The following is a 23256-nucleotide window of genomic DNA, read 5'->3' on the forward strand; positions in this document are numbered from 1 at the left end:
TACTACGTATACCGGCTCATCATTTCATGCAGGTACTTACGGAATTCTTCACGGTAGGCCTTCGGCTCCATAATCTCCAGACGGGTGCCGAAGCCGGCCAGAAATTGATATCCGATCGGGTGCTGAGGAATATAGAACGTAGCCAGCAGTTGTTCCGCGTTATAGGCTTCGATGCTCTTGCGGCCATAACGTTCAATGAATTGATCCTTAATCCCCGGCGAGATCAGCGCCTTCACTTCGGTTAACTGCGGCGGAACTTCAGCCTCCCGTGCCTGATTCAGCATATCCGCTCTGGGGCTGAAGGTCTGTTCCTTCCGCTCCAGCTGCTCCATCCGGGAGAGCTTGAACATCCGTGCTCCCATCCGCTCCAGGCAAAAGCCCTTCAAATACCAGCTCGATTCACTGAAATGAAGCTGGTAGGGCTCCACTGTCCGTGTCGTCGGAGTGCCGGATCTGTCGGTGTAGCCGAAGGACAGCAGCCAGCTCCCGGCGATGGCTTCCTGGCAGGTCTTCAAGGCTCCGGCAAGCTCTGCGCGGCCCTCCCAATCATAGAAGGACAGCTGAACCGACCCCTTAGGAGCGATTGGACTCACCATCGCTTCTATTTTTCGTAGCGTCATGGCCACATCTTCGCTGATTAGAATTTGCTCCAGCCCGCCGAGCGCAGCCAGTATATTCTCCAGGTCGGAGCTGCTCAGCAGCCGCTTGTCCATCTTGTATTCTTCCATAATGCCATACCCGCCCTGCACGCCGGGTGTGGCGTATATAGGAATGTGCGCCAGGCTGAGCGCTTCCATATCGCGGAGAATTGTCCGTTTGGACACGCCGAATAATTGTGCGAACTCTGAGCTGGGCACAATGTCTTTTTTGAGCAGAATCATGATGATGGTAATCAGCCGCTCCACCTTGTCCATCCGGTTCCCTCTTTCTTGAGTTGAGTGTGAAACGGTGACATAAAGCCGTCACCTATCGTGTATTATACTACATTTATCTTACGAAGGAGGTTATGCTCAATGTCAGCGATTGCTTATCTTAATTTCGATGGTGTTGCCGAACAGGCGATTGAATTCTACACAGAGGCTCTACAGGCCACCCAGGTGAAAAAGGTCAAATTCGGAGATATGCCGCAGGACCCGAATTATCCCCTGTCGGACAAGGAGTCAGCGATGATTATGGAATCCTCTATAGAATTCGCAGGCGGCAAAATTATGATGTCCGACCTTCTGCCCTCGATGCAAGCGGTAATGGGAGAGCTGGTGAAGGGGAACAACCTCACGATCAGCCTGGTCATTGATGACAAGCAGAAGCTGGAAGCGTACTTTAAGGGCCTGTCTGCCGGCGGACATGTCATCATGCCTTTATCCGCTACACCATGGTCTTCGTGCTTCGGCTTGCTGGTGGATCAGTATGGTGTGGGGTGGAAATTCAACAGTGATGCCGTGCAATTCCTTGATAATGTGCTGGCCAGCCGGGGCAAGCTCTGAAATATTTTGGCAGAATGCGGAAGAGTGGAAGGATTTATCCATCATGTATTGAAAGATAGGAGTACCTGATACCGGTGTATATCGCCTAAGCGAATAAGAGTAGTGATTTTACAGCTGTGGTGGTTGTGTTGCTGGCGGCCATCCGTTCAGGAATCATTGGTGAAAAGAGGAAGTTGAGCTGATGTCAAACCTTCGTCTGAGCAATACCCGGTTATCTGGGGCGGATGGCGTTCGTGCGATCGCCTGCCTGTCAGTCATCCTGCATCACTTGTCGCAAAAGCTGATCATGCCCGCACAAAAACCCTGGCTCCAGGAGCTGCAATCCGTGCTGCTTCTGGGGAACAGCGGGGTCAGCTTGTTTTTTCTGCTAAGCGGCTTCCTGCTGTCGTTCCCCTTCTGGAGTGCGTATCTGAATAACGATCCATATCCAAGCCTGCGGACGTACACCCTACGCCGTGCCGCGAGAATCATGCCCGGCTTCTATGTGTCCCTGCTGGTGTGTCTGTTCCTGACCTGGAGGCTGGATATTCCGATGGAGTACTTAGGGCGGCGTATTGTCACAGCCTTCACCTTCACATCGGGCTTCCACTACACCACGTTCTTCCCCTCCGACTTGAACGGGCCGCTCTGGTCGATCAGCTTCGAGGTATTCTGCTACCTGCTGATGCCACTCTTCATGGCGGTGTTATTCCTGCTCGGCAAGCGGCATTCCTTCGGTAAGGCGATCCTGTTCTGGGTCGCCGTATTTGGGTTGGTGCTTGCCGCCAATGCCCTCATTCATCATTGGTTCACACCCGGCGAGCAGGGAAGGGGCTGGGACTATGGCCAGGTCGGCGGCGCGAAATTCTGGATGCCGAGATACAATCCGGTCGGCTTCTTCGGCCACTTCACCATCGGGATTCTGGCGGCGGGCATAACGAATGCTCTGCAGCAGCGCCGCTCCAGAGTGGAACGGCTCAGCAGGCTCGGCGTGTTCGATGCCGCCGCAGTACTTGCTCTGGGTCTTGCCGGTCTCCTGATCTGGCGGATGCGCCACGCGGGCGAATTCGACTTCAGTCTCCAGCAGCAGCCGTATCTATTCCCGGTCTATGCCATATTGTTCGGAATCGTGCTGTTCTCGGCACCGTTCAGCCGGTACGCCGGGCGTGTGCTGGATAACCGCTTGTTCCGGTATACGGCCAAAGTGTCCTTCGGCCTCTACATATGGCACTATCTGTTCATTACCTTAATCGAGAAGTACGGCATTCAGGATTTCCATTACTCCGGGGTCAGGGATGTGTGGCGCTGGCTGGGCATCAGTATGTCTGTTGTGGTCATCTCTTACGCAGCGGCCACTATTTCGTATTACGCCATAGAACAGCCGTTCATTAACTGGTCCAAAGGCAAGCCGTTCTTCCGGCGCAAGCCGAAGGAGTCCTCATCGTCTACAGCCGCATAGGATTGACTTTTTCATAACCCCCATGATACATTGTGTATACACGGAATACACAATTTGTTGAGGGGGTTAGTTATGCTGGCTTTAGATATCCGGAATTTAAATAAAAAATATCCTAATTTTCAGATCAAAGACGTCTCTTTTCAATTGGAGCAGGGTTATATCATGGGCTTCATCGGGGTCAACGGTGCGGGCAAGACCACCACGATCAAATCGATCCTGAATATGGTTCAGGCCGACAGCGGCGAGATCAGCATTCTGGGCAAGAACATCGCTGAACATGAAACAGAATTGAAGCAGGACATCGGCTGCGCCTTCGGCGATATCGATTTCTATACACGCAGCAGGCTTAAGACGCTGACGGGTATTACGAAGAAGTTCTATAAGAACTGGAGTGACGAGACGTATTACAGCTATCTGAACCGGTTCAAGCTGGATGAGAATAAAAAAATAGCGGAGCTGTCCACCGGGATGAAGGTGAAGTACAGCCTGACTCTGGCCTTATCGCATGGCGCCAGGCTGCTGATTCTGGATGAGCCGACCAGCGGACTCGATCCGGTCTCCAGAGACGATCTGCTGGATATTTTCCAGGAGCTTATCATGGGCGGCGAGATCAGCATTCTGTTCTCCACGCATATTACCTCTGACCTCGAGCGCTGTGCGGATTATATCACCTTCATTGAGCAAGGGCAGATTGTGGCAAGTAGCGAGAAGAACGAGTTCAAGGAGTCGTACCGGTTACTTAGCGGCAGCGAGTCGCAGCTTAACGAAGTGAAGGGGAAGCTGATCTCCTGCAAAATCAACTCCTTCGGCTTCACCGGATTGATTCATGCCCGAGATATCGATCCCGCTTGGGCGCTTAACACGGCCATCCCGACTCTCGACGACATCATGATCTACTTTGCGAAAAAGGAGGGTGTATATGTATAATCTGGTGCTGAAGGATTTGAAGCTAGGCGTTAATCCCTGGTTCTTCGTATTACCTTTAATTTTAGGCGGTCTGATGCTCATTCCGGGGTGGGTCTACTTCCTGGTTCCGCTGTATTTCTGCTTCATCACGGTACCAAATATTTTCGGCGGCTTCAAAAGCCAGAATGATCTGATGTTCAGCACCGTATTGCCTGTGACCAAAAGCGATATTGTGAAGTCCAGAGTCGCTGTACTTGTCATTCTGGAGCTGATGCATCTGCTGGTCGCCATGATTGCCAGTATATTTACCTTTCAGCTATACCCGAAGATGCAATATTTCTTCTTTGCGCCGCATATGGGCTTTTGGGGAATGTGTTTCCTGATGATGGCTCTTTTCAACCTCATCTTCATTCCGATATACTATAAGACAGCCTATAAGTATGGTCTAGCAACCACAGCATCGACCGTTGCAGCCGTCCTGTTCGCCACCGTGGTCCAGTGGGCAGGTATCCAGAATGATTGGCTGCATAGCCTGTTCTACGGCCCCGGGCTGGACCGGACAGGGCTGCAGTTCTCCATTCTGGTTGGCGGCGTCCTGATCTTCATTGCCTGTAACCTGCTGGCCTACCGGATTGCGGTGAGACGATTCCTGAGAGTGGAGATCTTATGAATGTAACGATATCCAGCACCTCCGACAAGCCGATCTACCAGCAGCTATATGAACAGATCAGCGCCCAGATTCTGCAAGGGGAGCTGGAGAGCGGCTACTGTCTGCCGCCAATCCGCCAGGCCGCGCTGGAGCTGGGTGTCAGTGTCATCACGGTCAAGAAGGCCTGGGAGGAGCTGGAGCGGAGCGGGCTGATCAACACGGTAACCGGCAAAGGCTGCTTTGTCGCCGAATTCACCCCAGAGGAGATGCTGCGGATACGTAACGAGATGGTCCTGAAGCAGATGGAGAGCGACATTCAGTATTACAAGTCCTTCGGCCTTACGCTGGAGGAAGTGACCGCGCTGCTGGGCAAGATTTATTGAACTATATGGTCTGGATAAGAAAAGGCTTTTCACGATCCTTTGGGGGAAGATGAAAAGCCTTTTTTGTGTCCGCTATGTTTGTCCGTCTACGGGACAGTCAGACTATTTTCCCTGAAATTTCTCCGGGAACTGTTTCACAATGCCTTCCGTCAGCAGGTCGGCAAAATGAATCATGTGGACCTCGTTTTTATCGGTGGCAGCAATGGAAGCAGCGTAGTCTCCCTTGAGGATATCAAGCACGATGTCCGTGACGAGCTGAAGATGCTCGTACAGCATGTTCTGCACTTCTTTGAAGGACCAGTTCGGATTCAGTCCGCTCAGGAATCGGGCAATCTCATCGGCGTTCCTGTGCCAATCCACCTGCAGCTTCTGCACCTCCGCCGCATTGCCTTTCTGGGCGGCTGCGACGATCTGTCCAGCTATCTGAATATGCTCCTTGAGCAGTCCGGCCAGCTTGTTGCCGTTCGCCTCCCCGTAATAAGGCTTGAAGACAGTACCGATGTCCTCCTGGTTCCTTAGCAGCCGCGCTAACACTTCCTTCTGATCCGGGTTATTGTAGAGGGCGCTGACAATATAGTTGTGTGTCCATATGGTGTGGTCGATCCACACCTGCTGCATCTCACTTCTCAGCTGCACCTTCTGCGGGCTCCAGCAGGCCGCCGCCTTTTTGCTGCCGCCTGCCTGGGCCTGCACCGTTCCTCCAGCTTGCGCCAGATTGAATACGAGCGTGAGGGTGAACACCATTAGCCATAGCTTTTTCAAGATCAACTGCTCCTTTGGATGGGATAAGAGAATCTGAATTATTATGGCTAGGATGGATCGTTATTATTTATGAAAAAGCCGGATGAGCGCGGAGATCTCCTCAAGGGTCTCTTGCTGTCCAAACGTGTGGTGCTAACTTCTGCTTTCGGAGCCATTGGGGAGGGACATAAGCAGCACGTAGGCCCGTATACCGAGGAGGACTGGTCCTAAGGGAGAGACGGAAATATAAAGGAGAAATGGTATGAAGGGTGGCCTTCAACACTTATCTGGTGTTATTATATATGTATCATTTGTTGGTTTTTTGTATACAATAATAACAAGTGCATTGGAGGTGGCTTATATATGACATTAGCGATTAAGGGGAAGTATGTTGATTTCATTACGAATTATATTGCTCAGTCGCCATATGGAACTCCAATTTTTACTGCTGAAGTTACTGAGAGGGTTATGGAGGAGTTTGGGCTTGAAGAAACTCAGGCAAGGAAAATTGTGAATACAAATTTAAACCGTTTAAATGGTGTAGTATTGGAGAGCTTTAGGAAGGGAATCTACTACAAGCCTAAAACCACTGCATTTGGAAAGTCCCATTTAAATCCGGATCAGGTTGTAAAGAAAATGTACGTATCACCTAAAGAAAATGTTAGAGTCGGTTATGAAACAGGAGCATCGCTCCAACACCGATTGGGGCTTACAACTCAAATGCCCAAATATAATTTTATTGCAACTAACGTAGCTGCTCCAAAGGTTGTGAAAGAGCTGCATACTGTATTACGTAAGCCGCGTATGGAAGTGAATATTGATAACTATTTATATTTGCAGATCCTAGATGCCATTGAGAATAAAGACCAGGTGGTCTGGGATGCTCCCCACCCTGAAGGGATAATTAACAAATTTATTGAAGCTAACAAGTTAGACTATGGCAAGCTATTAGGATATGCCGCTATGAACTACGCTAAGGATATAGTTTGGCGCCTAGGTAAAGTTGCAGAGGGCACCCGGTTATGATATTGCATGAAAGTAAGGATGATTTTGAGGAAATCATACTGCAAGTTAGTATGAAAGCTGGCATAAGGGCTGATGTTTTAGAAAAAGATTATTATGTTACGCTGATGCTTGAGGAGCTGGCTCGGAATCAAGAACAATGGAAGGCTTATTTTAAAGGCGGAACTGCACTATATAAAGCGTTGTTGTCCATTAATCGGTTCTCAGAGGATATTGACTTAACGGTGTGTGTGGATGATGTAAGCTCAAACACCCAAAAGAAAAAACGGCTAGAATTGTCAGCGGAGGGCTACTCGTGCTTAAAAAAGCTTTCAGATGATCAGCAATCGAGCAAAGGCAAGGGCAATATAACCACAGTTTATGGATATGATCCCATCTTTAATGGTAGTGAGGGGACTGATCCACTACAAAGATTTGGAAGAGTGAAGATTGAAGCTACTTCGTTTACTAAAAGCGAACCTGTAGAGCCTATGCTGATAGCCCCAGCTCTTTACTTGTACGCCCAAAAAGAATCACAAGATATACTAGATACAAAGTTTAATGTTCGGCCTTTTAAGATATTAACCATAAAACTAGAGCGCATCTTTATAGACAAAGTATTTGCTACCGAGTTTTATTATCAAAGATACAGACAATATATAAACTCCAGAACAGATAATCCAAGTGATTTTGCATTTGATGTTGCTAAACATTTGTATGATTTAATGGTGCTTTTTACTAACGAAAAAATCCGAAATTTATTTACAGAAAAAGTTAACCTTCAGTACCTAATTGGACTAAAGCGGGAAGAAGAGCAAGTACGTTCTGGTGGTATTCCGTCAGATTGTTTGATTAAAGACTTTCGCTATCTACATGATCTCCTTACTGACATGAATTTTCATGAAGAGTATTTGCGTATGCAAAATATTTATGTATTTAGAGAACAAGACAAAATTCCACTGAGTCAGGCGGAGGCTGTTATAGCTGCTATTCGGATATTCGAAGGATAACATTATTTTGAAATTGCTTTGAACTATGGTCAGGCTTATATCAGCACACCCCTCCCTTGGAAATAGTGGAGGGGTGTGCGTATACCTGCATCACTCCTCAAATTTGACATGGTCTAGTATCGTATTCCCCCACTCAGGGAGCAAGCGGGCCTTTCCCGCAAAGCGGCTTCCGGCGATCGAGCCATCTTGAAACTGCGCACCCTCAAAGCTGCATTCCTCGAACCGGCAATACAAGAGTAAGGCGCCCCGAAAGTTGGCCCCATCAAAGCGGCAGCGGGTGAAAGAAACATCATTTGCAATCACTTTGCTTAAGTTGCAGCCGGTGAAATCACAATCATGGAACTCCTTGCTGATTCGGGCACGATTCAGCTTCGCTCCCCGGAAGGAACAGTGGCCAAAGGTATGGGTCACGAACCTGTTGTCCAGTCTGACCCCATCCAGGCAACAATGGGTAAGCGTTGAGGTATTGAGGCTTGCCGCATCCTCGAAGCGTGAATAAGAGAAATCAATGCCCTGTAGAGTGAGGTACTGTATGCTCTCTATCAGAGTAACCCCCCGGTAATCTTCCAGTCCTGCCTCTGTCTGTCCATAAGGGGAGATGGGAAAGGAGCGGTCCTTTTGATGGAGATTATGTTTGCCTGAAATAGCGGCCAGACGCCGGTTCACTTCAGAGAGCTGGTCGTCCTGCCATCTGGCCAAGAGGAATTTCTTATTCAAGGTAGCCCCTCCTTACATTAATTTGGTAAAATAAATGAAATCTAGTTTATATGTTAGTATGCCAAGTAACTATAGACAAGCCATTAAAGGAGGCCATCCACCCGTGGGAAGATCGTTTGCAAATCTGCATATCAAGTCAGGTGACCTGGACAAGACCCTTCAAGCCTTGAAAGAGCTGATCGCCAAGCATGGCAAGGTTCTGGGTTATCCTGAGACGCCGGAGCGTAAGGCCGTTATCTATGTAAGCCAAAGTAATGAGGGCTGGATCAGTGTGCTTCACGATTATTTCGTATGGGGTACGGTGAAAAAGGTTGGCAGAACGTTGTCCGGGCTGCTGGATGAGCCGGTGATGACGGTGGCATATATGAATGAGGAGATTTTCGAGCTGTCGTTCTTTGAGCAGGGGGAGATCCAGGCCGAACGAATCTTCTGTGAGCCGTGGACCCGGGAGGAGTATGAACAGCTGCGGGAAGAGCGTATAGCAGACGAATATATCCAGCGGGTGCTCGGCATGCAAACTGAGGAGGAGAACTTCGGCGGATTCATCAGCCTTACCAGCCCGGAGCAAGCGGTGGAGCAGCTGTCCGAAATTACTGGAATGTCTCTATGGAGCGATGCGGAATGGCTGCCGTATGAAGAGACGCTCAGAGTACGCTTTGTTACCTATGAATGGTAGAAGAAGATGCTAAAAAACAGCGGATTCTACAAGCTGCGCTTCTTCATCACACCCGAGGAGCTTAAGAGAGTCGTAGAGCTTCTGGAGCCTACGCAAGTACGGTACTATTTAACCAATTATACCCATACAGAGCATGATCAGAATCAGGTGGTGGAGGCGTATCGCGCCTTCTATCAATATTATACAGCTACGGAAAAAGAGAGCGGGGTGCGCCCCTTCTTCATCTATTCGATGTCGGTTCTGCCGGATACGGAGAGCTTTGGTTTTTTTGCGAGAAATGAGGGGGTTTCTATTCCCTATCACGGGCAATGGGCAGAGAATGAGCTGCCCTGTATTCTGATCTCCTGCCCTAAGGGGCACCGCGTCAATGCTCAGGATGAGCAAGGGGAGTATTATCTGTATGAGGATGTCCGGGAGCACAAGCCGCTGAGCTATGCCCTGTACAAGGAAATTACCGGCTCTATTCAAAAAATGACCAAGCCTCTCCGCTTCTCGGCGCAAGACCCGGAGGCGATGGAGGAACAGAAGCCTTCTGTACGCATAAGCAATGCTGCGGCTGAAGATTTAAGCAACTCGTGGATGGTCAGACAATATGGACTCGTGATCCATGGGCAATCAGGGCCTAGCTGATGTATTGGGTTATCCATGAAAGGGAGGGGAGCCGATGGCGCTGAAGTTGATCTGTACCTGGGGAGTTCTAGCTGTATCATGCTGTGCGGTCTGGTGGAGCTTCAAGACCGAAAAGCTGATCACCGTCTCCTGGCTGATGTTCCTGCTCCCTGCGATTCTCCAACTCGTTGCTGCTGTACAGATCGGGCCAGGCAAAGCCAAGTTATTTCTTGTATTCGGCTGTATTAATCTGCTGTTCGCAGCCCTGACCGGTGCGGCCGTCTGGTATCTGGTCCAGCTGGCAGATGCCTATAGAAGGGGGAAATAGTTCAAGCGTGTCTTAAGCGGGGGGAGGGGTGCTAATATGCAACTGGGTTTTACGCTGGATACCCATGGAACATGTGTGGGTGTACTCAGAGATGAATTGCTGCCGTTAGAGGAACTGGCACATACATTGGAGTTCCCCTACGATATCTTCGTTGTGTTCCGGGTGTTACCTGATAGCTACGGGCGGAGAACGTTCAGACGCTTTGACAGCGGGGATCATACCCTCTATTTGGATATCAGCCTCAGCTATGAGCAGTACCAGCGTATGTCCAAGAATGAGCAGCGCGAGGCTCTGGGCACTCACCTGTACGGCTATCTGGCAGAATCTATTTCCAAGTATACCAAGCATGCCGGTAAGACTGCCCAAGCAGAGCTGCTGGAACGGGTGAAGAGCTGGATGCTGACCAATAACTGGCTGGAAGGGAAAATCCATCAGGCACGCCTCCTCCTCTCCCGGGAGATGGGGATCTATGAGGTCAGTCAGGCCTTGAAGCTGCCGCTGGAAGAGATCGAGTATATTCTGCTGCGCATGAATGACGATGCGCCAGCTGCTGTTCATCCTGACAATCTATAATCAACCCTTAGCAGGGAAAGGGGAGCAAATCTATGTATGAGCATCTGACCGAGAAATTGAGCAAGCCTTCCGCGATAAGGTGGTTTCCGGGGCATGAGGCCGAGGAGAGCTGGATTGCTGAAGCCGAGGCGGAATTAGGCTTCAAGCTGCCGCCGTCCTACCGCTGGTGGCTGGCCCGTTATGGAGGTGGGAGCCTGGGGGACGGCCAAATTCTGACGCTGGTTGCTCCTGAGGATAGGGAGTATACCGACTGGGATCTGCTGTATATCCACAGGCTGAATCTGGCGGAGGATTGGTGGGTCAGCCGGTTTCCGCACCGGCTGGATCTGTTCGTGCCGGACAGCGATGAGCTGTATTACTTTGACACCTCTGCCCCCGATGTGCAGGGGGAATTCCCGGTCATGCGTTATGACCTCATGAATGATCTGATCGAGGAGTATGCTCCCACGTTCGCCGGATTCCTGGAACAGCTGATCGACGAGAGGAAGTAGCCATGAATACGGCACAGAAGGAAGTGGAGCGGCTGGCGGCGGAGATTGCGGAGGCGGCCCGGAGGTCGTTCCGCGCGCTTTTTGCGAATGGGGAGCATTATTATTACTGTACGCTATATACAACGGGCGAGGGACATGCACCAAGCCTCTCCGCCTGGTCACGGGAGGCCCTGGAGCAGGAGGCGGCCAGACAGGCAGAGGGCGGCAGCACACCGGCAGCAGAGATCGCCGAGCTGATTAAATGGTCTTATGCTGATTCGCCTTATTGCTGCTTCGAAGATGAGCATTTCAATGAGGTCAAGCGGTTATTCCAGGCGCGTCCATCTATTGCGGAGCTTGAGGATGAGGCATGGAACGATGAGTTCACTATGAGGCTGGGGGCCATAGAGCTGGCGATGCGGATGCTGGATGCTGAGGGTCTGTTCGCGCTCAATCAGCCCAGGGAGGACGTATGTGTGCTTGCCGAAGTGATGCCGCCGGATGAGGGGAATACGGACATTGCCCTGCGGCTGAACCGGGCGGAAGCTCCGGCGATGCGGGCCTGGCTGGCGGAAGCGGCAGAATAAGGTTATTGATGAATAACTCACGCAGGAAACCGGGGGAATGATGAATGTATATCGTATCTGAGCCCAAGGGGCTGTCAGAGCATCACAGGCGCCTGCTTGAAGTGGAGAACGCAGGTCTGTATCCTCCAGCCTATATCCGGTTCTTGCAGCAGTACGGCGAAGGAACGTATCGGGGCTGGATGAATGTGCAGACCCCTGACACAGAGGTGCTGCGGCCGTTTGCCGAATACGGATTATGGGAGCATGATCAGGATAGCCCTATAACGGAGCAGCAGATCGGCGAGTGTACCGCTATCGGGACCACTGTGGACGGTGATTTCTTGGCAGTTCATCCCAAGGTGGACGGGCTGCTATGGCTGCCTCGTCATGCGGAACAGATTCAAGCAATCCCGCTGCCATCCGGGGAACAGGAGAAGGAAGAGAGCTATGCCCTGATCCTGGACGGCATCTACCGCCGGATGTATGGGCGGAGCCAGGAGGAGAGTGTCTATTATGAGCCATGGACGGGAACCCGCGAGCATCTTTTCCTGCGGATGCCGCCGGGAGAGGGCCAGCTGGCGCTCACGGAGCTGGCTGGCCTGTGCCGGGCGGAGTCTCCGCCGGATCTCTTCATTGAGAATCCTTACGTCTGCTACCTGTTCTACCGGAATCTGGGCGGCTATATCCGCCTGAATCTGGCGGGTGGGCAGGAGGTAGCCGTCTTCTATGAGCAGGCTGCCGGGCAGGTATCGGCCAAGATGAAAGAGTGGCTTCTGTCGAAGGGATGCGAGCAGTATTCATGGGAGTGAAGAATAAGGAGGAGAGCGGATGATTGTCCTGAAGGACATAGGGAAATTCGAGGTGCTGCCGGCGCGGGCGATGCAGATCTATCAGGGGGATGTTCCGGCCTTGCAGGCTGCCATTGCTGCGGGCTGGGATATTGAAGCGGGGCTAGAGCTTAGCAAGCATACCACAGTCAGCCCGCTCGACCTGGCGATTATCACACAGCAGACCGAGGTGGTGAAGCTGCTGGTGGAGCATGGCGCGAAGCTGAATGTACCTCAGAATCCGGCCTTCCTGAGGGCGGTCCGTTATGGCAAGGAGGAGCTGGTCCGATACCTTGCTGCACAGGGCGCGAAGCTGGACCTGCTGAACCGGACGGGATCGGGCGCTTATTCACAGGCCTACTACGGCAACAAGAAGAATATCCCGCTGATCCATGAGCTGGGTCTGGACATCCGGCAACATGCCGGTGCCGTGCTGCGGCAAGCCGCCTCGGACCATGATCTGAAGACGCTTACCTATATGCTGGATCAGGGAGTGGATATCAACTACAACAAGCCGGATATGGTCTATCCTTACGGGGCGACGCCGCTGACAGTAGCTGCCCGGCTGGGCAATCTGAACATGGTCCGCTTCCTGGTGGAACGCGGTGCGGACCTTATGATGACGGAGAAGGACGGCGAGCGGCCGTATACGATTGCGGTCAGCAGCAAGCATACCGCTATGGCGGAATACCTGAAAGCGCTGGAACCGCCGGATGTTCATGATGTGGAGAACAAGAAATACGAGCTGGCCAAATATAAACTGCCGGATGAACTGGTCCGCTTCCTTACAGGGGACGAGCTGCGCCTGACGCTTGCCCCGAATGAGTATAAGATCGGGTACATCGACTTCTTCAGCTTCACTGACACGATAGAGATGAAGGCCGGGCGGCGCAAGCTGCTGCGGCTGTCTGCCGATATCGATAATTACTCCGGTCTGGTGCTGGTCTGGAATCCGCAGAAGAAGGGGCAGCTCGGCTGCTATGATCTGGAGCATCAGACGTATGCGGATCTGTGCAGCTTCCCGGAATTTCTTGCCCAGCCTGAACGCTACCTCATACAGTTCATGGAGGGAGAGCTGGACGGGTCATGAAGGAGAGACTGTCTAAAGTGAATCATAACCATGAGACCTATGAGACCCTGGACGGGCTGGAGGGCATGCGCTCCGAGCTAACAGGGTACTGTTACCGGATGATGGGCTCCATCTTCGAGGCGGAGGATGCCGTCCAGGATACTATGATCCGGGCCTGGCAGCACCAGGAGCAGATGAGGCAGCAGGCCTCTCTCCGAGCCTGGATGTACCGGATTGCCACCAATGTCTGTCTCGATCGGCTAAGGAGCGCCAAGCGGCGGGCACTGCCGATGGATCTCTCGGAACCGGCCGCTGTCGTTACGGAGCCTCGGGAGAGCCTACCTCAGCATTCCTGGATCTGGCCCGCTCCGGGCTATGTGGATGATCCTGGTAATATTCTGGTCAGCAGAGAGACCCTCCGGCTGTCCTTCATTGCGCTGCTGCAGCTGCTGCCGCCCCGGCAGCGTGCCGTGCTGATTCTGCAGGAGGTGTTCCGGTGGTCGGCAGCCGAGACCGCCGGGGCACTGGAGATGACCGTGGCCGCGGTGAACAGCGCGATGCAGCGGGCACGGGCAACCATGGCCAAGGCCCAGCTCCGGTCCGAGGCCTTGCAGGCTGACGATGGCGAAGTGGACGAAGGACTGATTACCCGGTACGTGGAGGCTTTTGAACAATACAATATAGCTGCGTTGTTAGCCTTATTCCAGGAGAACGGCAGCCTGTCGATGCCGCCATTTACGATGTGGGTGCAAGGCGGCACGGATCTCGCGGCCTTCTACCAGATCACAAGCAGTCACTGTGTGGGCTCGCGGTTGCTGCCGGTCCGGGTGAACGGGAACCGGCCCGCATTTGCCCAGTACGTTCCCTCTGGAGAAGATGGATTGCTGGTCCCGTGGGCGATTCATGTGCTTGAGCTGAGCGGGGGGAAGATCGCGCATGTTCATCATTTTATAGATGCTGAATTATTTATTCGCTTCGGATTGCCGGAACACCGATGATTCTGCCGCGGCCGGAACGTCTATACTAATGAATCGCACAAGCGAGACCATTCCGAACTCAAGGAGGAACACACAATGACTATCAAACTTACTCCCTACATCACCCTGGAGGGGCGCACGCGGGAGGCAATTCAATTCTATGCACAGACTATGGGGGCTAAAGTCCTCTCTATCCTGACGTATGGTGATATGCCGGACCTCCCGGACACGTTCCCGGATGAGGTGCGGAGTCTGGTGGCCCATGCCAAGGTACAGGTGGGCGGCACGGAGCTGATGTTCTCGGATACTCCCGGTGGTACACCAGTTGAGAGCGGGAAGCGGGTAACGGTCTGCGTTACTACGGACAGTGTGGAGGAGTCCCGGAGAATTTTTGATGCGCTGCAGGAGGGCGGAGAAGTCAATATGCCGTTTCGGGAGGAGCCGTTCAGCCCCGGCTTCGGCGATCTGACGGACCGGTTCGGGGTGACCTTCCAGATCTATACGGAGCTTGAATAGAGTGGAGATATAACGGCGGAGGTATTGAAGAAGGGGAGCAAGCGTGGGAGGCTGCATTAAGGGAGGTTCGGGAAGAGGCGGGGATTACCCAAGTCGCTCTCTACATTTCCAATACCTTTGACCAGATCTATTCTGCAAAAGAAAACTATATCTACGTCGCACCAGTGTTCGTGGGATATGTGAATGACGACCAGGATGTCATTCTTAATCATACGTGTTGGCACACCATAAGAGGGTTTGAGAAGGGCTGCACGTGATAAGCGTGCAGTTTTCTTGTGGTATAGGAAACTATAGTTTCCTTCTGCTGTGGAAAAGGTGTGTGTAAATTTGTGGATAAGAGTTCTTTGAATGATTGTAGAATGACTTTGATGCTGAATGTGACTGAAGGCTGAGGGGATGCTTACAACCGAATACAATGGGCTGTTACAGCGGAATATGGACCCAATGTATGTGAAAAACAGCATACATTCTGCATTGTGCTCGCAAGCAGGCATATGAGCCGATGTAAGTGAAAAACAATATACATTGTACTCGCAAGCAGGCACACAGCCTGAATATATGTGAAAAACAGCATACATTATACTCGCAAGCAGGCACACGACCTGAATGTATGTGAAAAACAGCATACATTGTCTTCGCGCGAAGGTAATCTTGTTCACCCGCAGGGTGATTTTGTTCTGCTCTTGGGAGAGTGCGTCTGCGAAATGTAATCGAAAAACCGATCACATTGGGCATTGCGTGGGCTCGCGGGCCAGATGTAATCGAAAAACCGATCACATTGGGCATTGCGTGGGCTCGCGGGCCAGATGTAATCGAAAAACCGATCACATTTGGCGTTGCGTGGTAGCGTGGGCCGAATGTAATCGAAAAACCGATCACATTTGGCGTTGCGTGGGCGCGTGGGCCAGATGTAATCGAAAAACCGATCACATTTGGCGTTGCGTGGGCGCGTGGGCTCAATGTAGTCGAAAAACCGACCACATTCGGCGTTGCGTGGGCGCGTGGGCTCAATGTAGTCGAAAAACCGACCACATTCGGCGTTGCGTGGGCGCGTGGGCCGAATGTGCGCGCGTGGGCCGAATGTAATCGAAAAACCGATCACATTTGGCGTTGTGTGGGCGCGTGGGCCAAATGTTAGGTCTATTTCTATCATTTTCGCACAATCGCCAGTGCATGCAAACTATACCCAAGCAGACTCTTATCCTCACAGGTCTGCAGATGAAACTGAAGCCAGCGTTCAAAATCTTCTTGCTGTGCCTCATTGATTTGCTTAGCAAACAAATAACCGACCCCGTCTGTTCCAATATGGGCCACGATCTCTGCGTGATAGGCAACTGCCATGTGTTCCATTTCAGAGGGAGACATATGTAGGAATAGGCCATCTTTCGTCTGGTTGGCATGCCAGGTAAGTACATCTTCCATATTTCCTAGTCTATCGCCTACGCCTAATAACGAAACTGCTGCATTGTTAATATAGGAGACCGCAAGCAGCCCTCCCGGCTTCAGCACGCGAAGGCATTCGGTCATGGCCAGCTGTCTGTCTTCATTGCCGATATGGTAAAAAGCGCCCATGTTCAGGACAACATCAAAGACTTCACTGTCAAAACGGGATAAATCCGTGATGCTTCCTGTATACATATCAGCTAATACCGGGCGTATGCGCTGCTTCTCTCTGATGAGTTCTACATTATGAGGAACAATATCTCCGGCAACGACCTTATGCCCCAATTCTGCAAGCTGAAAGGAGTAATTCCCCGTTCCTGCGCAGCCGTCAAGAATGTAGGCTTCCGGCTTAAATAGCTTTTTGAAGTAAGACATCGTTGTGATCCATTCGATCTGATGCCCGTTATCCCTGAACAGCCTTCCCTCCTCATCATAGGAATCATAGTAATCCGTTATCGCACTCACCATATTGCCCTCCTTATCGTTGGCCGGGCCTTATTAAGCACAACTGCCCTCCCCCTACCTTAACGGATCGGGGGAGAGCAGGCTATGACGGGAGTTACTTGAAGATCCGCTGCGAGAACTGATACAGTCCGCTGCTCCAGACCTTGCCTTCATGTCCGCCTACATCCAGATACCACAGATGCGGAACATTCATGCTGGTCAGGCTGTTATGGAAATTCTGGCTGACATAGAGCAGGCCGTCCGAAGCGCCGCAGGAGATCCAGAGCAGCTTCAGCTGGCTGGCCGTCTGCGCCGGATTAGTGATCAGCTGTGAGGCCGATTTCGTATTCGGAGCAGAGGAGAACGCGCCGATCCAGGAGAACTTGTCCAGATGCTTCAGGCCGAAGTTCAGGGTCTGTCCGCCGCCCATGGATAAGCCGGCCAGGGCGCGGTTTTGCTTGTTTTTGTATACCGGGAAGTGAGAGTCAACGTAAGGAATGAGATCATTAATCAGGTCAAATTCAAACCGCTCGAAGGCGGCTACCTTGTCCGGTGCATAAATATCGCCGATCGGGCGGTCATCCGCCATGGCGCGGCCATTCGGGAACACGACAATCATCGGCTCCAGCTTGTTCTGGGAGTACAGGTTGTCCAGAATGTTCCGCGGATTCATCCCGTTCAGCCATTCGTTCTGATCCCCGCCGATGCCGTGCAGCAGGTAGAGCACGTTGTAGGTCTTGGAAGGGGTATAACCCGGAGGGGTGTACACCATCGCGTTTCTTGACTTGCCTACAGTAGTCGAATAATAAGAAATCTGCTGTACGTTGCCGTGGGGAATATTATTACGGTATCCGTCATAGCCTTGTGGAGCGGGAGTGATGGTGCTGGTTACAGCCGCAGCGGCATCCGCAGAGAGGCTCAACTCCTGCTCTTCTGCTACAGGTGATGCAAAAGACATTGCAGGCAACAGCAGGACTGTCGCCAGAGCCAGACTTGCAATTCGGGTCATTATTTTCTTCATTTCATATCTCCTCCTTCATTCGATTGGTGAAGCCTATTTGCCCTCCCTCTACAGAAACGGAGCCGCCTCCTCCTCTCCCGACATAATATGTAAGCGCATCCATATCGAGGATACCATATATAGGATATTATGTAAATTGTTTTCGGAGATTTTTCATAGAAAAAGGTAAGTCAGCAGTACTTCTTAATGTTGTCATACCGGAAGCAGCAGGGTAATAGATAGGAATAGGAGCTTCCAAATATCTGGATTTGAGGCGGGAGCCAAGGACTGGAGGGATGGATCATGATAGGACAGAGTGTATCAGGAATCAGTCCGGTACAGGTCATCATGGCCTACGGCGGCACACAGAGCGATGTCAGTTCCCTGGAGAAGCAGCGGAACCGGCTGATGATGGAGCTGGACCGGGTGAACGCGGCGCAGGGCGGGCAGGCGACTTCCTACCGCCGGGAGCAGCTCCAGCGGCAGATCCGCCTCCTTGAGGTTCAGCTCGCGCACAAAGCCGGAAGCAGCGCGGTCACGGATGTAAGCACTGCCGCCCAGAAGGTTCAGGCTCCGCCTTGGCGGATGGAGTGGAAGGGCGGCCTTAAGGGTATCGGCCAGACCGATCCCCGGACGGCAACGGTGAATGCAGAGGGGCGTTTCGATGCTTTAATCTAAGCCGAGAGTCAAAAATTTCCTTTAATCCATTGTGACTCACCCATAATTTCCTGGAATAAAGCGCTTTAAAAAAGCATTGACATCGTCTGATTAAAAACATACAATATGGCTATATTAAGGAGTGTCACTGATACGATCAGGCACCACCATTGTCGATGATTCTACAAGAAATGTTTTTTCTTGTGTATCTGACTGTGGTGGTTTTTTGTTTTCAGAGGGAGGAAATGTAGATGAAATTCAAGAAATCCCTAAACAATAACATCGCCTTGGCAGAAGACCTGGAAGGGAATGAGCTGATAGTCATTGGAACCGGAGTGGGTTTCAAAAAGGTAAAGGGGCAGGAGCTTAAGCAGGAAGACATCCAAAAAACGTTCCGAATCGGCGCTGACGAACGATACCAGCGGATGGAGCAATTCTTTAATGAAATCCCTTTGCAGGTCATAGATGTCACGGATCAGATTATTCAGTTAGGCAAACAGAATATCAGTACGAAGCTAAATGATTCCATTCTTCTGCCATTGGCCGATCATATCCATTATGCCTTGGAGCGTCTGAAGAATGAGCTGGAGATTCAGAATCCGCTGCAATGGGAGATTAGGAATCTCTACCCCAAAGAGTTCATGACAGGACAAACGGCTGTAAGCCTGATTAATGAAGCCTTCCAGGTGAAGCTGCATGATTCCGAAGCCAGTTTCATCGCACTGCATTTCGTGAATGCCCAGATTGACCGCGGGACTATGAGTCAGACGATGAAGGTTACAACGATTATTAATCAGATTATCGGGCTGATGACGGAGCATTTCAATATCAAGCTGGAGCAGGATTCGATTAATTACTCTAGATTTATCACGCATTTGCGGTATTTTATTGTCAGGCAAATGAACAAGGTTGTGCTTTCGTTCAAGGACGAGCATTTTCTATATGACGTATTATCGTCAAGATATCCCGACAGTTACGAGTGTGTAGGAAAGATTAAGCACTTTGTAGAAAAGGAATACGGTTTCTCAATTAACAAGGACGAAATGGTCTATCTAATCATTCATGTGGAGCGAATGACTTCGCGCTCCGGTACAGAGTGATTCCCGGTCCTTGAAATATGGAGTGTTACTGACTCGATCAGGCACCACCAAATGTTGCCGACTCTGCGGCTCAAGCAGAACGGGATTACATTTGGTTTTTTTTATGCCTACATTCTTAGGAGGAATGACAAGTGAACAACAGAGAAATGTCAGAGGAGATTATCAGCCGTATAGGGGGAAATGCGAACATCGTTCAAGTCTGGCACTGCATTACAAGGCTGCGCTTCAATGTAAAGGACGAGAAGCAGGTTCAGGTCGCTGAAATTACGAAGCTACCGGGGGTGCTTGGGGCACAATTTCAGAATGACCAGTTCCAGGTCGTGATCGGAAATAACGTGGCTTCCGTCTATACCGAGGTAGAGAATGTTATGAAGGAAACTGCATCGTCTGAGTCAAGCGGAGCAGACCGCTCAGGCTCAGGAGCGAGAGGCTTAAATGCCGTGCTTGATACGATCTCCGGAATATTCACGCCTATTCTGCCGGCGATAGTAGGCGCGGGAATGCTCAAGGGCGTACTTGCTCTATTGGTCTCACTGGGCTGGATTTCACAGAGCAGCGGAGAATACAGCGTATTTACAATGATTTCTAATGCCTCGTTTTATTTTCTTCCGTTCCTGCTTGCCGTCTCTGCTGCCAGAAAGTTTAAGGTGAATGAATATCTGGCTCTGACACTGGCCGGAACCCTGCTGTATCCAACGATCTTGGATGCGTATACTGCCGGAAAGCTTGAAGCGATTCCTTTTCTAGGTCTACCTGTCTCCATTGTAAATTACACACAATCGGTGATTCCAATCATTCTGGGTGTATGGTTGCTCAGTTATGTCTATCGTCTAATCGACCGGTTCATTCCGAATACGCTCAAAATCATCTTCACACCTATGCTTGTTCTCGCTATTACGGTGCCTATCATGCTTATCGCTATCGGCCCCCTGGGGAATTTCGGGGGAATCTATCTGGAGAAGGGTGTCTCCTGGCTGTTCGCCCACTCCGGGCCGCTGACAGGGATTGTGCTTGGAGGGTTGATGCCGCTGATTGTAATGACAGGTATGCATTATGCTTTCTTCCCGGGAACCTTGCAGAATTTAAGCAAACTGGGATACGACGTTCTGTTGTTGCCGATTAATCTAATTACCAATCTGAGTCAAGCGGGAGCGGTACTCGCCGTATTTCTCCGTACCCGAGATCCGAAGATGAAGTCGGTGGCCCTGTCGAGCGGGATTTCCGCATTGTTGGGAATTACGGAGCCTGCACTGTACGGCGTTAGCCTTAAGCTCAAAAGGCCCTTCTACGCTTCAATTATCGGTGGGGCGGCAGGAGGCGGGTTCATCACTGCCGTGGGCCTGAAATGTTACGGCTTTGCCGTCCCGGGCCTGTTATCGCTCCCGCTCTATATTGAGCCGGGTGGGGGAATGAGGAATTTCAGTTATGCGCTGATCGGAATCGCCATTAGCTTCGTCGTCTCCTTCGTGATGACGTTAATCCTCTGGAAGGAGTCAGATCCTGCAAAGCCCGGCAGGGTTAAGCATAAGGGGAAGGCTGGAGGCGAGCAGAGCGAAGCAACTTCCGCTGTACCTGAGGCTATCCAATCTGTACAGGACAAAAAGAATGAAATCTTCAGTCCCTTCCAGGGCGAGTTGGTTCCGCTTCGTGACTTGCCGGACAAGACCTTTGCCAACGAGCTGACAGGTAAAGGGATTGCGGTTAAGCCTACCGAAGGGCGGATGAACGCTCCTTTTGACGGAGTGGTTACGATGGTTGCCAAATCGAAGCACGCCGTAATGCTGCGCTCCAATGATGGGGTGGAGGTGCTGGTTCATATCGGATTAAATACCGTTTCGCTTAAGGGCCAGCATTTCGAGGTAAAAGTCGTACCCGAGCAAAAGGTGCAAAAAGGCGACCTGCTGGTCGAGTTCGATCTGGAGGCTATTGAAGCCAAGGGTCTGAATATAGTCTCGCCGGTCATTGTGACCAATACGCCGGACTATCTGGATGTTGTTCCTGTTCACGTGAAGGGGGTGATTCCAATGAACGGAATCCTGCTGTTCACAATTAAATAATTAGCAATTCTAAAAATAATATAATTTTGGAAGGAGTTCGATGAATCATGTTAAAACATACTGAGGGATTATCGTTTCCACAAGGATTCTTATGGGGAGGAGCTACAGCCGCCAACCAATTGGAGGGGGCTTACGATGCAGATGGCAAAGGCCTGTCCACCTCCGATATGGCACCATTTGTTCCGCATGAATTGCGGGGCGGCAAGGACTTTACGTTCGATGTAGATTCTGTACAGCTTGAGGAGTACCTCAGCGGCAATAGCGAAGTTTATTTTCCCAAGCGGAAGGGCGTAGACTTCTATAATCATTATAAAGAAGACATTGCCCTTTTTGCCGAAATGGGATTTAAGGTCCTTCGTATTTCAGTAGCCTGGACGCGTATTTTCCCTACAGGAGAAGAAACAGTGCCTAATGAAGCTGGTCTGGCTTTTTACGATAAGGTTTTTGATGAGCTGCTGAAGCATGGCATTGAGCCGCTGGTTACGATGTCCCATTATGAAATGCCCGTGGAACTGTCTCGGAAATATAACGGCTGGGAAAACCGTATCATGATTGACCTGTATCTGAAGTTTGCCAATACTCTATTTGACCGTTACAAAGATAAAGTGAAGTACTGGATCACCTTCAACGAAATGAACATGATCCTGACCAGCCTGTACACCGGAGGAGGCATTCTCGAAGACCGCATTCAGGGAACCAAGGAGCAGGTGGCTTATCAGGCTACCCACCACCAGTTCGTGGCCAGTGCGCTGGCGGTCAAAAGCTGCAAGGAAAAAATCCCTGGCGCTCAAATCGGCTGTATGATCTGCCGTCTGGAGACCTATGCCGCATCCACCAAGCCGGAAGATGCGCTGCAGACGCTCAAGGAAGATCAGATGAACCTGTTCTATCCGGAGGTTCAGGCACGCGGGGAATACCCGGCTTACATGGACCGGTACTTCAAGGAGAACCAGATCGAACTGGTGAAAGAACCCGGTGACGATCAGATTCTAAAGGACAATACGGTTGATTACATCGCGTTCAGCTATTATATGACCTATATTGGCAAATACGACCCGAATGACAACAGCAACTCAGGTATGCTCGTTAGCCAGATCAAGAATCCGCATCTTCAGGTTTCGGAATGGGGTTGGCCGATTGATCCGATTGGCCTGAGAATTACGCTGAACCGCCTGTATGACCGCTACCGGATGCCTCTGTTCATTGTAGAGAACGGTCTTGGGGCGAAGGATGTTGTGGAAGAAGATGGCTCTATTCATGATTCATACCGGATCGATTATCTCCAGAAGCATATTGAGCAAATGAGAGAAGCGGTTCAGGATGGAGTAGAGCTGATGGGCTTCACCAGTTGGGGGCCGATTGATATCATTAGTTGTTCGACTTCAGAGATGGAGAAACGTTATGGCTTCATCTATGTTGATCAAGACAACTCCGGCAAGGGAACCTTGAAGAGATCACGCAAGGACTCCTTCTATTGGTACAAAAAAGTGATTGAAAGCAATGGTGCAGAGCTGTAAAATAACCCCACAAAAGTGGAGCTTTAGCTTCGGTGCTTACTCAAGTACTTTGCGGGAACCAGAGCATATAAATGATTATCACCGCCGGACTATGTTC

The 23256-nt window shown here is 50.9% G+C and carries 27 protein-coding genes; 22 read left to right on the top strand and 5 right to left on the bottom strand.

All coding sequences use genetic code 11. The features are described 5' to 3' along the window. Positions 1–2 precede the first annotated feature (2 nt). Positions 3–914 carry a helix-turn-helix transcriptional regulator gene (locus MHH78_RS03315; protein WP_076080634.1) on the bottom strand — a complete coding sequence of 304 codons (912 nt, stop codon included), beginning with the start codon at positions 912–914 and terminating at the stop codon, positions 3–5. Between the two features lie 99 nt (positions 915–1013). On the opposite strand from MHH78_RS03315, the gene MHH78_RS03320 reads away from it, so the two are divergent. The 5 genes from MHH78_RS03320 to MHH78_RS03340 all read left to right on the top strand — a co-directional run bounded on the left by MHH78_RS03320 (position 1014) and on the right by MHH78_RS03340 (position 4860). Then, positions 1014–1484: a VOC family protein gene (locus MHH78_RS03320; RefSeq protein ID WP_341166570.1), complete on the top strand. Its 471-nt coding sequence runs from the start codon at positions 1014–1016 to the stop codon at positions 1482–1484. 181 nt (positions 1485–1665) lie between these two features. Beyond that, positions 1666–2922 (top strand): acyltransferase family protein, encoded by a 1257-nt coding sequence (locus tag MHH78_RS03325; RefSeq protein ID WP_341166571.1) that lies wholly within the window; start codon positions 1666–1668, stop codon positions 2920–2922. Positions 2923–2994: 72 nt separating this feature from the next. Beyond that, a complete protein-coding gene (locus MHH78_RS03330; protein ID WP_036722917.1) occupies positions 2995–3849 on the top strand; it encodes an ABC transporter ATP-binding protein in 855 nt (284 codons plus the stop codon). After that, positions 3842–4498 carry an ABC-2 transporter permease gene (locus MHH78_RS03335; protein WP_341166572.1) on the top strand — a complete coding sequence of 219 codons (657 nt, stop codon included), beginning with the start codon at positions 3842–3844 and terminating at the stop codon, positions 4496–4498. The genes MHH78_RS03330 and MHH78_RS03335 overlap by 8 nt, the downstream gene beginning before the upstream one ends. Then, positions 4495–4860, top strand: a complete 366-nt coding sequence (locus MHH78_RS03340; protein WP_341166573.1) for a GntR family transcriptional regulator — start codon at positions 4495–4497, stop codon at positions 4858–4860. The genes MHH78_RS03335 and MHH78_RS03340 overlap by 4 nt, the downstream gene beginning before the upstream one ends. A gap of 102 nt (positions 4861–4962) precedes the next feature. Here MHH78_RS03340 and MHH78_RS03345 read toward each other — a convergent pair whose 3' ends face one another. Then, the gene (locus tag MHH78_RS03345) at positions 4963–5622 is read right to left on the bottom strand and encodes a glycosyltransferase (RefSeq protein WP_341166574.1); all 660 of its coding nucleotides are present in this window, start codon (positions 5620–5622) and stop codon (positions 4963–4965) included. A 342-nt stretch (positions 5623–5964) separates the two neighbouring features. On the opposite strand from MHH78_RS03345, the gene MHH78_RS03350 reads away from it, so the two are divergent. After that, the gene (locus tag MHH78_RS03350) at positions 5965–6627 is read left to right on the top strand and encodes a hypothetical protein (RefSeq protein WP_341166575.1); all 663 of its coding nucleotides are present in this window, start codon (positions 5965–5967) and stop codon (positions 6625–6627) included. Further along, positions 6624–7613, top strand: a complete 990-nt coding sequence (locus tag MHH78_RS03355) for a nucleotidyl transferase AbiEii/AbiGii toxin family protein (protein ID WP_341166576.1) — start codon at positions 6624–6626, stop codon at positions 7611–7613. Before MHH78_RS03350 ends, MHH78_RS03355 begins: the two co-directional genes overlap by 4 nt. Positions 7614–7703: 90 nt before the next feature. On the opposite strand, the gene MHH78_RS03360 is transcribed toward MHH78_RS03355, so the two are convergent. Beyond that, positions 7704–8330: a pentapeptide repeat-containing protein gene (locus MHH78_RS03360; RefSeq protein WP_076080651.1), complete on the bottom strand. Its 627-nt coding sequence runs from the start codon at positions 8328–8330 to the stop codon at positions 7704–7706. A gap of 103 nt (positions 8331–8433) precedes the next feature. On the opposite strand from MHH78_RS03360, the gene MHH78_RS03365 reads away from it, so the two are divergent. The 11 genes from MHH78_RS03365 (at position 8434) to MHH78_RS03415 (ending at position 15198) form a co-directional block, all read left to right on the top strand. After that, positions 8434–9006 (top strand): hypothetical protein, encoded by a 573-nt coding sequence (locus MHH78_RS03365; RefSeq protein ID WP_341166577.1) that lies wholly within the window; start codon positions 8434–8436, stop codon positions 9004–9006. Positions 9007–9012: 6 nt separating this feature from the next. Then, positions 9013–9636 carry a hypothetical protein gene (locus tag MHH78_RS03370; protein WP_340957120.1) on the top strand — a complete coding sequence of 208 codons (624 nt, stop codon included), beginning with the start codon at positions 9013–9015 and terminating at the stop codon, positions 9634–9636. A 34-nt stretch (positions 9637–9670) separates the two neighbouring features. Further along, the gene (locus MHH78_RS03375; protein ID WP_341166578.1) at positions 9671–9943 is read left to right on the top strand and encodes a hypothetical protein; all 273 of its coding nucleotides are present in this window, start codon (positions 9671–9673) and stop codon (positions 9941–9943) included. Positions 9944–9979: 36 nt separating this feature from the next. After that, the gene (locus MHH78_RS03380; RefSeq protein ID WP_341166579.1) at positions 9980–10516 is read left to right on the top strand and encodes a hypothetical protein; all 537 of its coding nucleotides are present in this window, start codon (positions 9980–9982) and stop codon (positions 10514–10516) included. A gap of 32 nt (positions 10517–10548) precedes the next feature. Then, positions 10549–11007 carry an SMI1/KNR4 family protein gene (locus tag MHH78_RS03385; RefSeq protein WP_341166580.1) on the top strand — a complete coding sequence of 153 codons (459 nt, stop codon included), beginning with the start codon at positions 10549–10551 and terminating at the stop codon, positions 11005–11007. Positions 11008–11009: 2 nt separating this feature from the next. Further along, positions 11010–11573 carry a DUF4303 domain-containing protein gene (locus tag MHH78_RS03390; RefSeq protein ID WP_341166581.1) on the top strand — a complete coding sequence of 188 codons (564 nt, stop codon included), beginning with the start codon at positions 11010–11012 and terminating at the stop codon, positions 11571–11573. A 44-nt stretch (positions 11574–11617) separates the two neighbouring features. Then, positions 11618–12361 carry a hypothetical protein gene (locus tag MHH78_RS03395; RefSeq protein WP_341166582.1) on the top strand — a complete coding sequence of 248 codons (744 nt, stop codon included), beginning with the start codon at positions 11618–11620 and terminating at the stop codon, positions 12359–12361. Between the two features lie 19 nt (positions 12362–12380). Beyond that, a complete protein-coding gene (locus tag MHH78_RS03400; RefSeq protein WP_341166583.1) occupies positions 12381–13469 on the top strand; it encodes an ankyrin repeat domain-containing protein in 1089 nt (362 codons plus the stop codon). Next, complete coding sequence (locus tag MHH78_RS03405) at positions 13466–14446, top strand: sigma-70 family RNA polymerase sigma factor (protein WP_341166584.1); 981 nt, start codon at positions 13466–13468, stop codon at positions 14444–14446. Before MHH78_RS03400 ends, MHH78_RS03405 begins: the two co-directional genes overlap by 4 nt. A gap of 75 nt (positions 14447–14521) precedes the next feature. Then, entirely contained in the window at positions 14522–14941 is a 420-nt protein-coding gene (locus MHH78_RS03410; RefSeq protein WP_341166585.1) for a VOC family protein, read from the top strand. A gap of 23 nt (positions 14942–14964) precedes the next feature. Next, positions 14965–15198: an NUDIX domain-containing protein gene (locus MHH78_RS03415; RefSeq protein WP_083685369.1), complete on the top strand. Its 234-nt coding sequence runs from the start codon at positions 14965–14967 to the stop codon at positions 15196–15198. Between the two features lie 892 nt (positions 15199–16090). Here MHH78_RS03415 and MHH78_RS03420 read toward each other — a convergent pair. Beyond that, the gene (locus MHH78_RS03420; protein WP_341166586.1) at positions 16091–16852 is read right to left on the bottom strand and encodes a class I SAM-dependent methyltransferase; all 762 of its coding nucleotides are present in this window, start codon (positions 16850–16852) and stop codon (positions 16091–16093) included. A gap of 91 nt (positions 16853–16943) precedes the next feature. Continuing rightward, entirely contained in the window at positions 16944–17849 is a 906-nt protein-coding gene (locus MHH78_RS03425) for an alpha/beta hydrolase (RefSeq protein WP_076080678.1), read from the bottom strand. Positions 17850–18131: 282 nt separating this feature from the next. On the opposite strand from MHH78_RS03425, the gene MHH78_RS03430 reads away from it, so the two are divergent. The 4 genes from MHH78_RS03430 to MHH78_RS03445 all read left to right on the top strand — a co-directional run bounded on the left by MHH78_RS03430 (position 18132) and on the right by MHH78_RS03445 (position 23159). Next, positions 18132–18506 (top strand): hypothetical protein, encoded by a 375-nt coding sequence (locus MHH78_RS03430; protein ID WP_341166587.1) that lies wholly within the window; start codon positions 18132–18134, stop codon positions 18504–18506. A gap of 230 nt (positions 18507–18736) precedes the next feature. Further along, positions 18737–19585, top strand: coding sequence for a BglG family transcription antiterminator LicT (gene licT, locus MHH78_RS03435; RefSeq protein ID WP_076080682.1), 849 nt, complete (start codon positions 18737–18739; stop codon positions 19583–19585). Positions 19586–19716: 131 nt separating this feature from the next. Beyond that, complete coding sequence (locus MHH78_RS03440) at positions 19717–21642, top strand: beta-glucoside-specific PTS transporter subunit IIABC (protein ID WP_341166588.1); 1926 nt, start codon at positions 19717–19719, stop codon at positions 21640–21642. 47 nt (positions 21643–21689) lie between these two features. Further along, on the top strand, positions 21690–23159 hold the full coding sequence (locus MHH78_RS03445) for a glycoside hydrolase family 1 protein (RefSeq protein WP_340750792.1): 1470 nt from the start codon (positions 21690–21692) through the stop codon (positions 23157–23159). The last annotated feature ends 97 nt before the right edge of the window (positions 23160–23256 follow it).

Origin of the sequence: Paenibacillus sp. FSL H3-0333, assembly GCF_038002805.1 — a bacterium.
GTDB lineage: Bacteria > Bacillota > Bacilli > Paenibacillales > Paenibacillaceae > Paenibacillus_AQ > Paenibacillus_AQ silagei.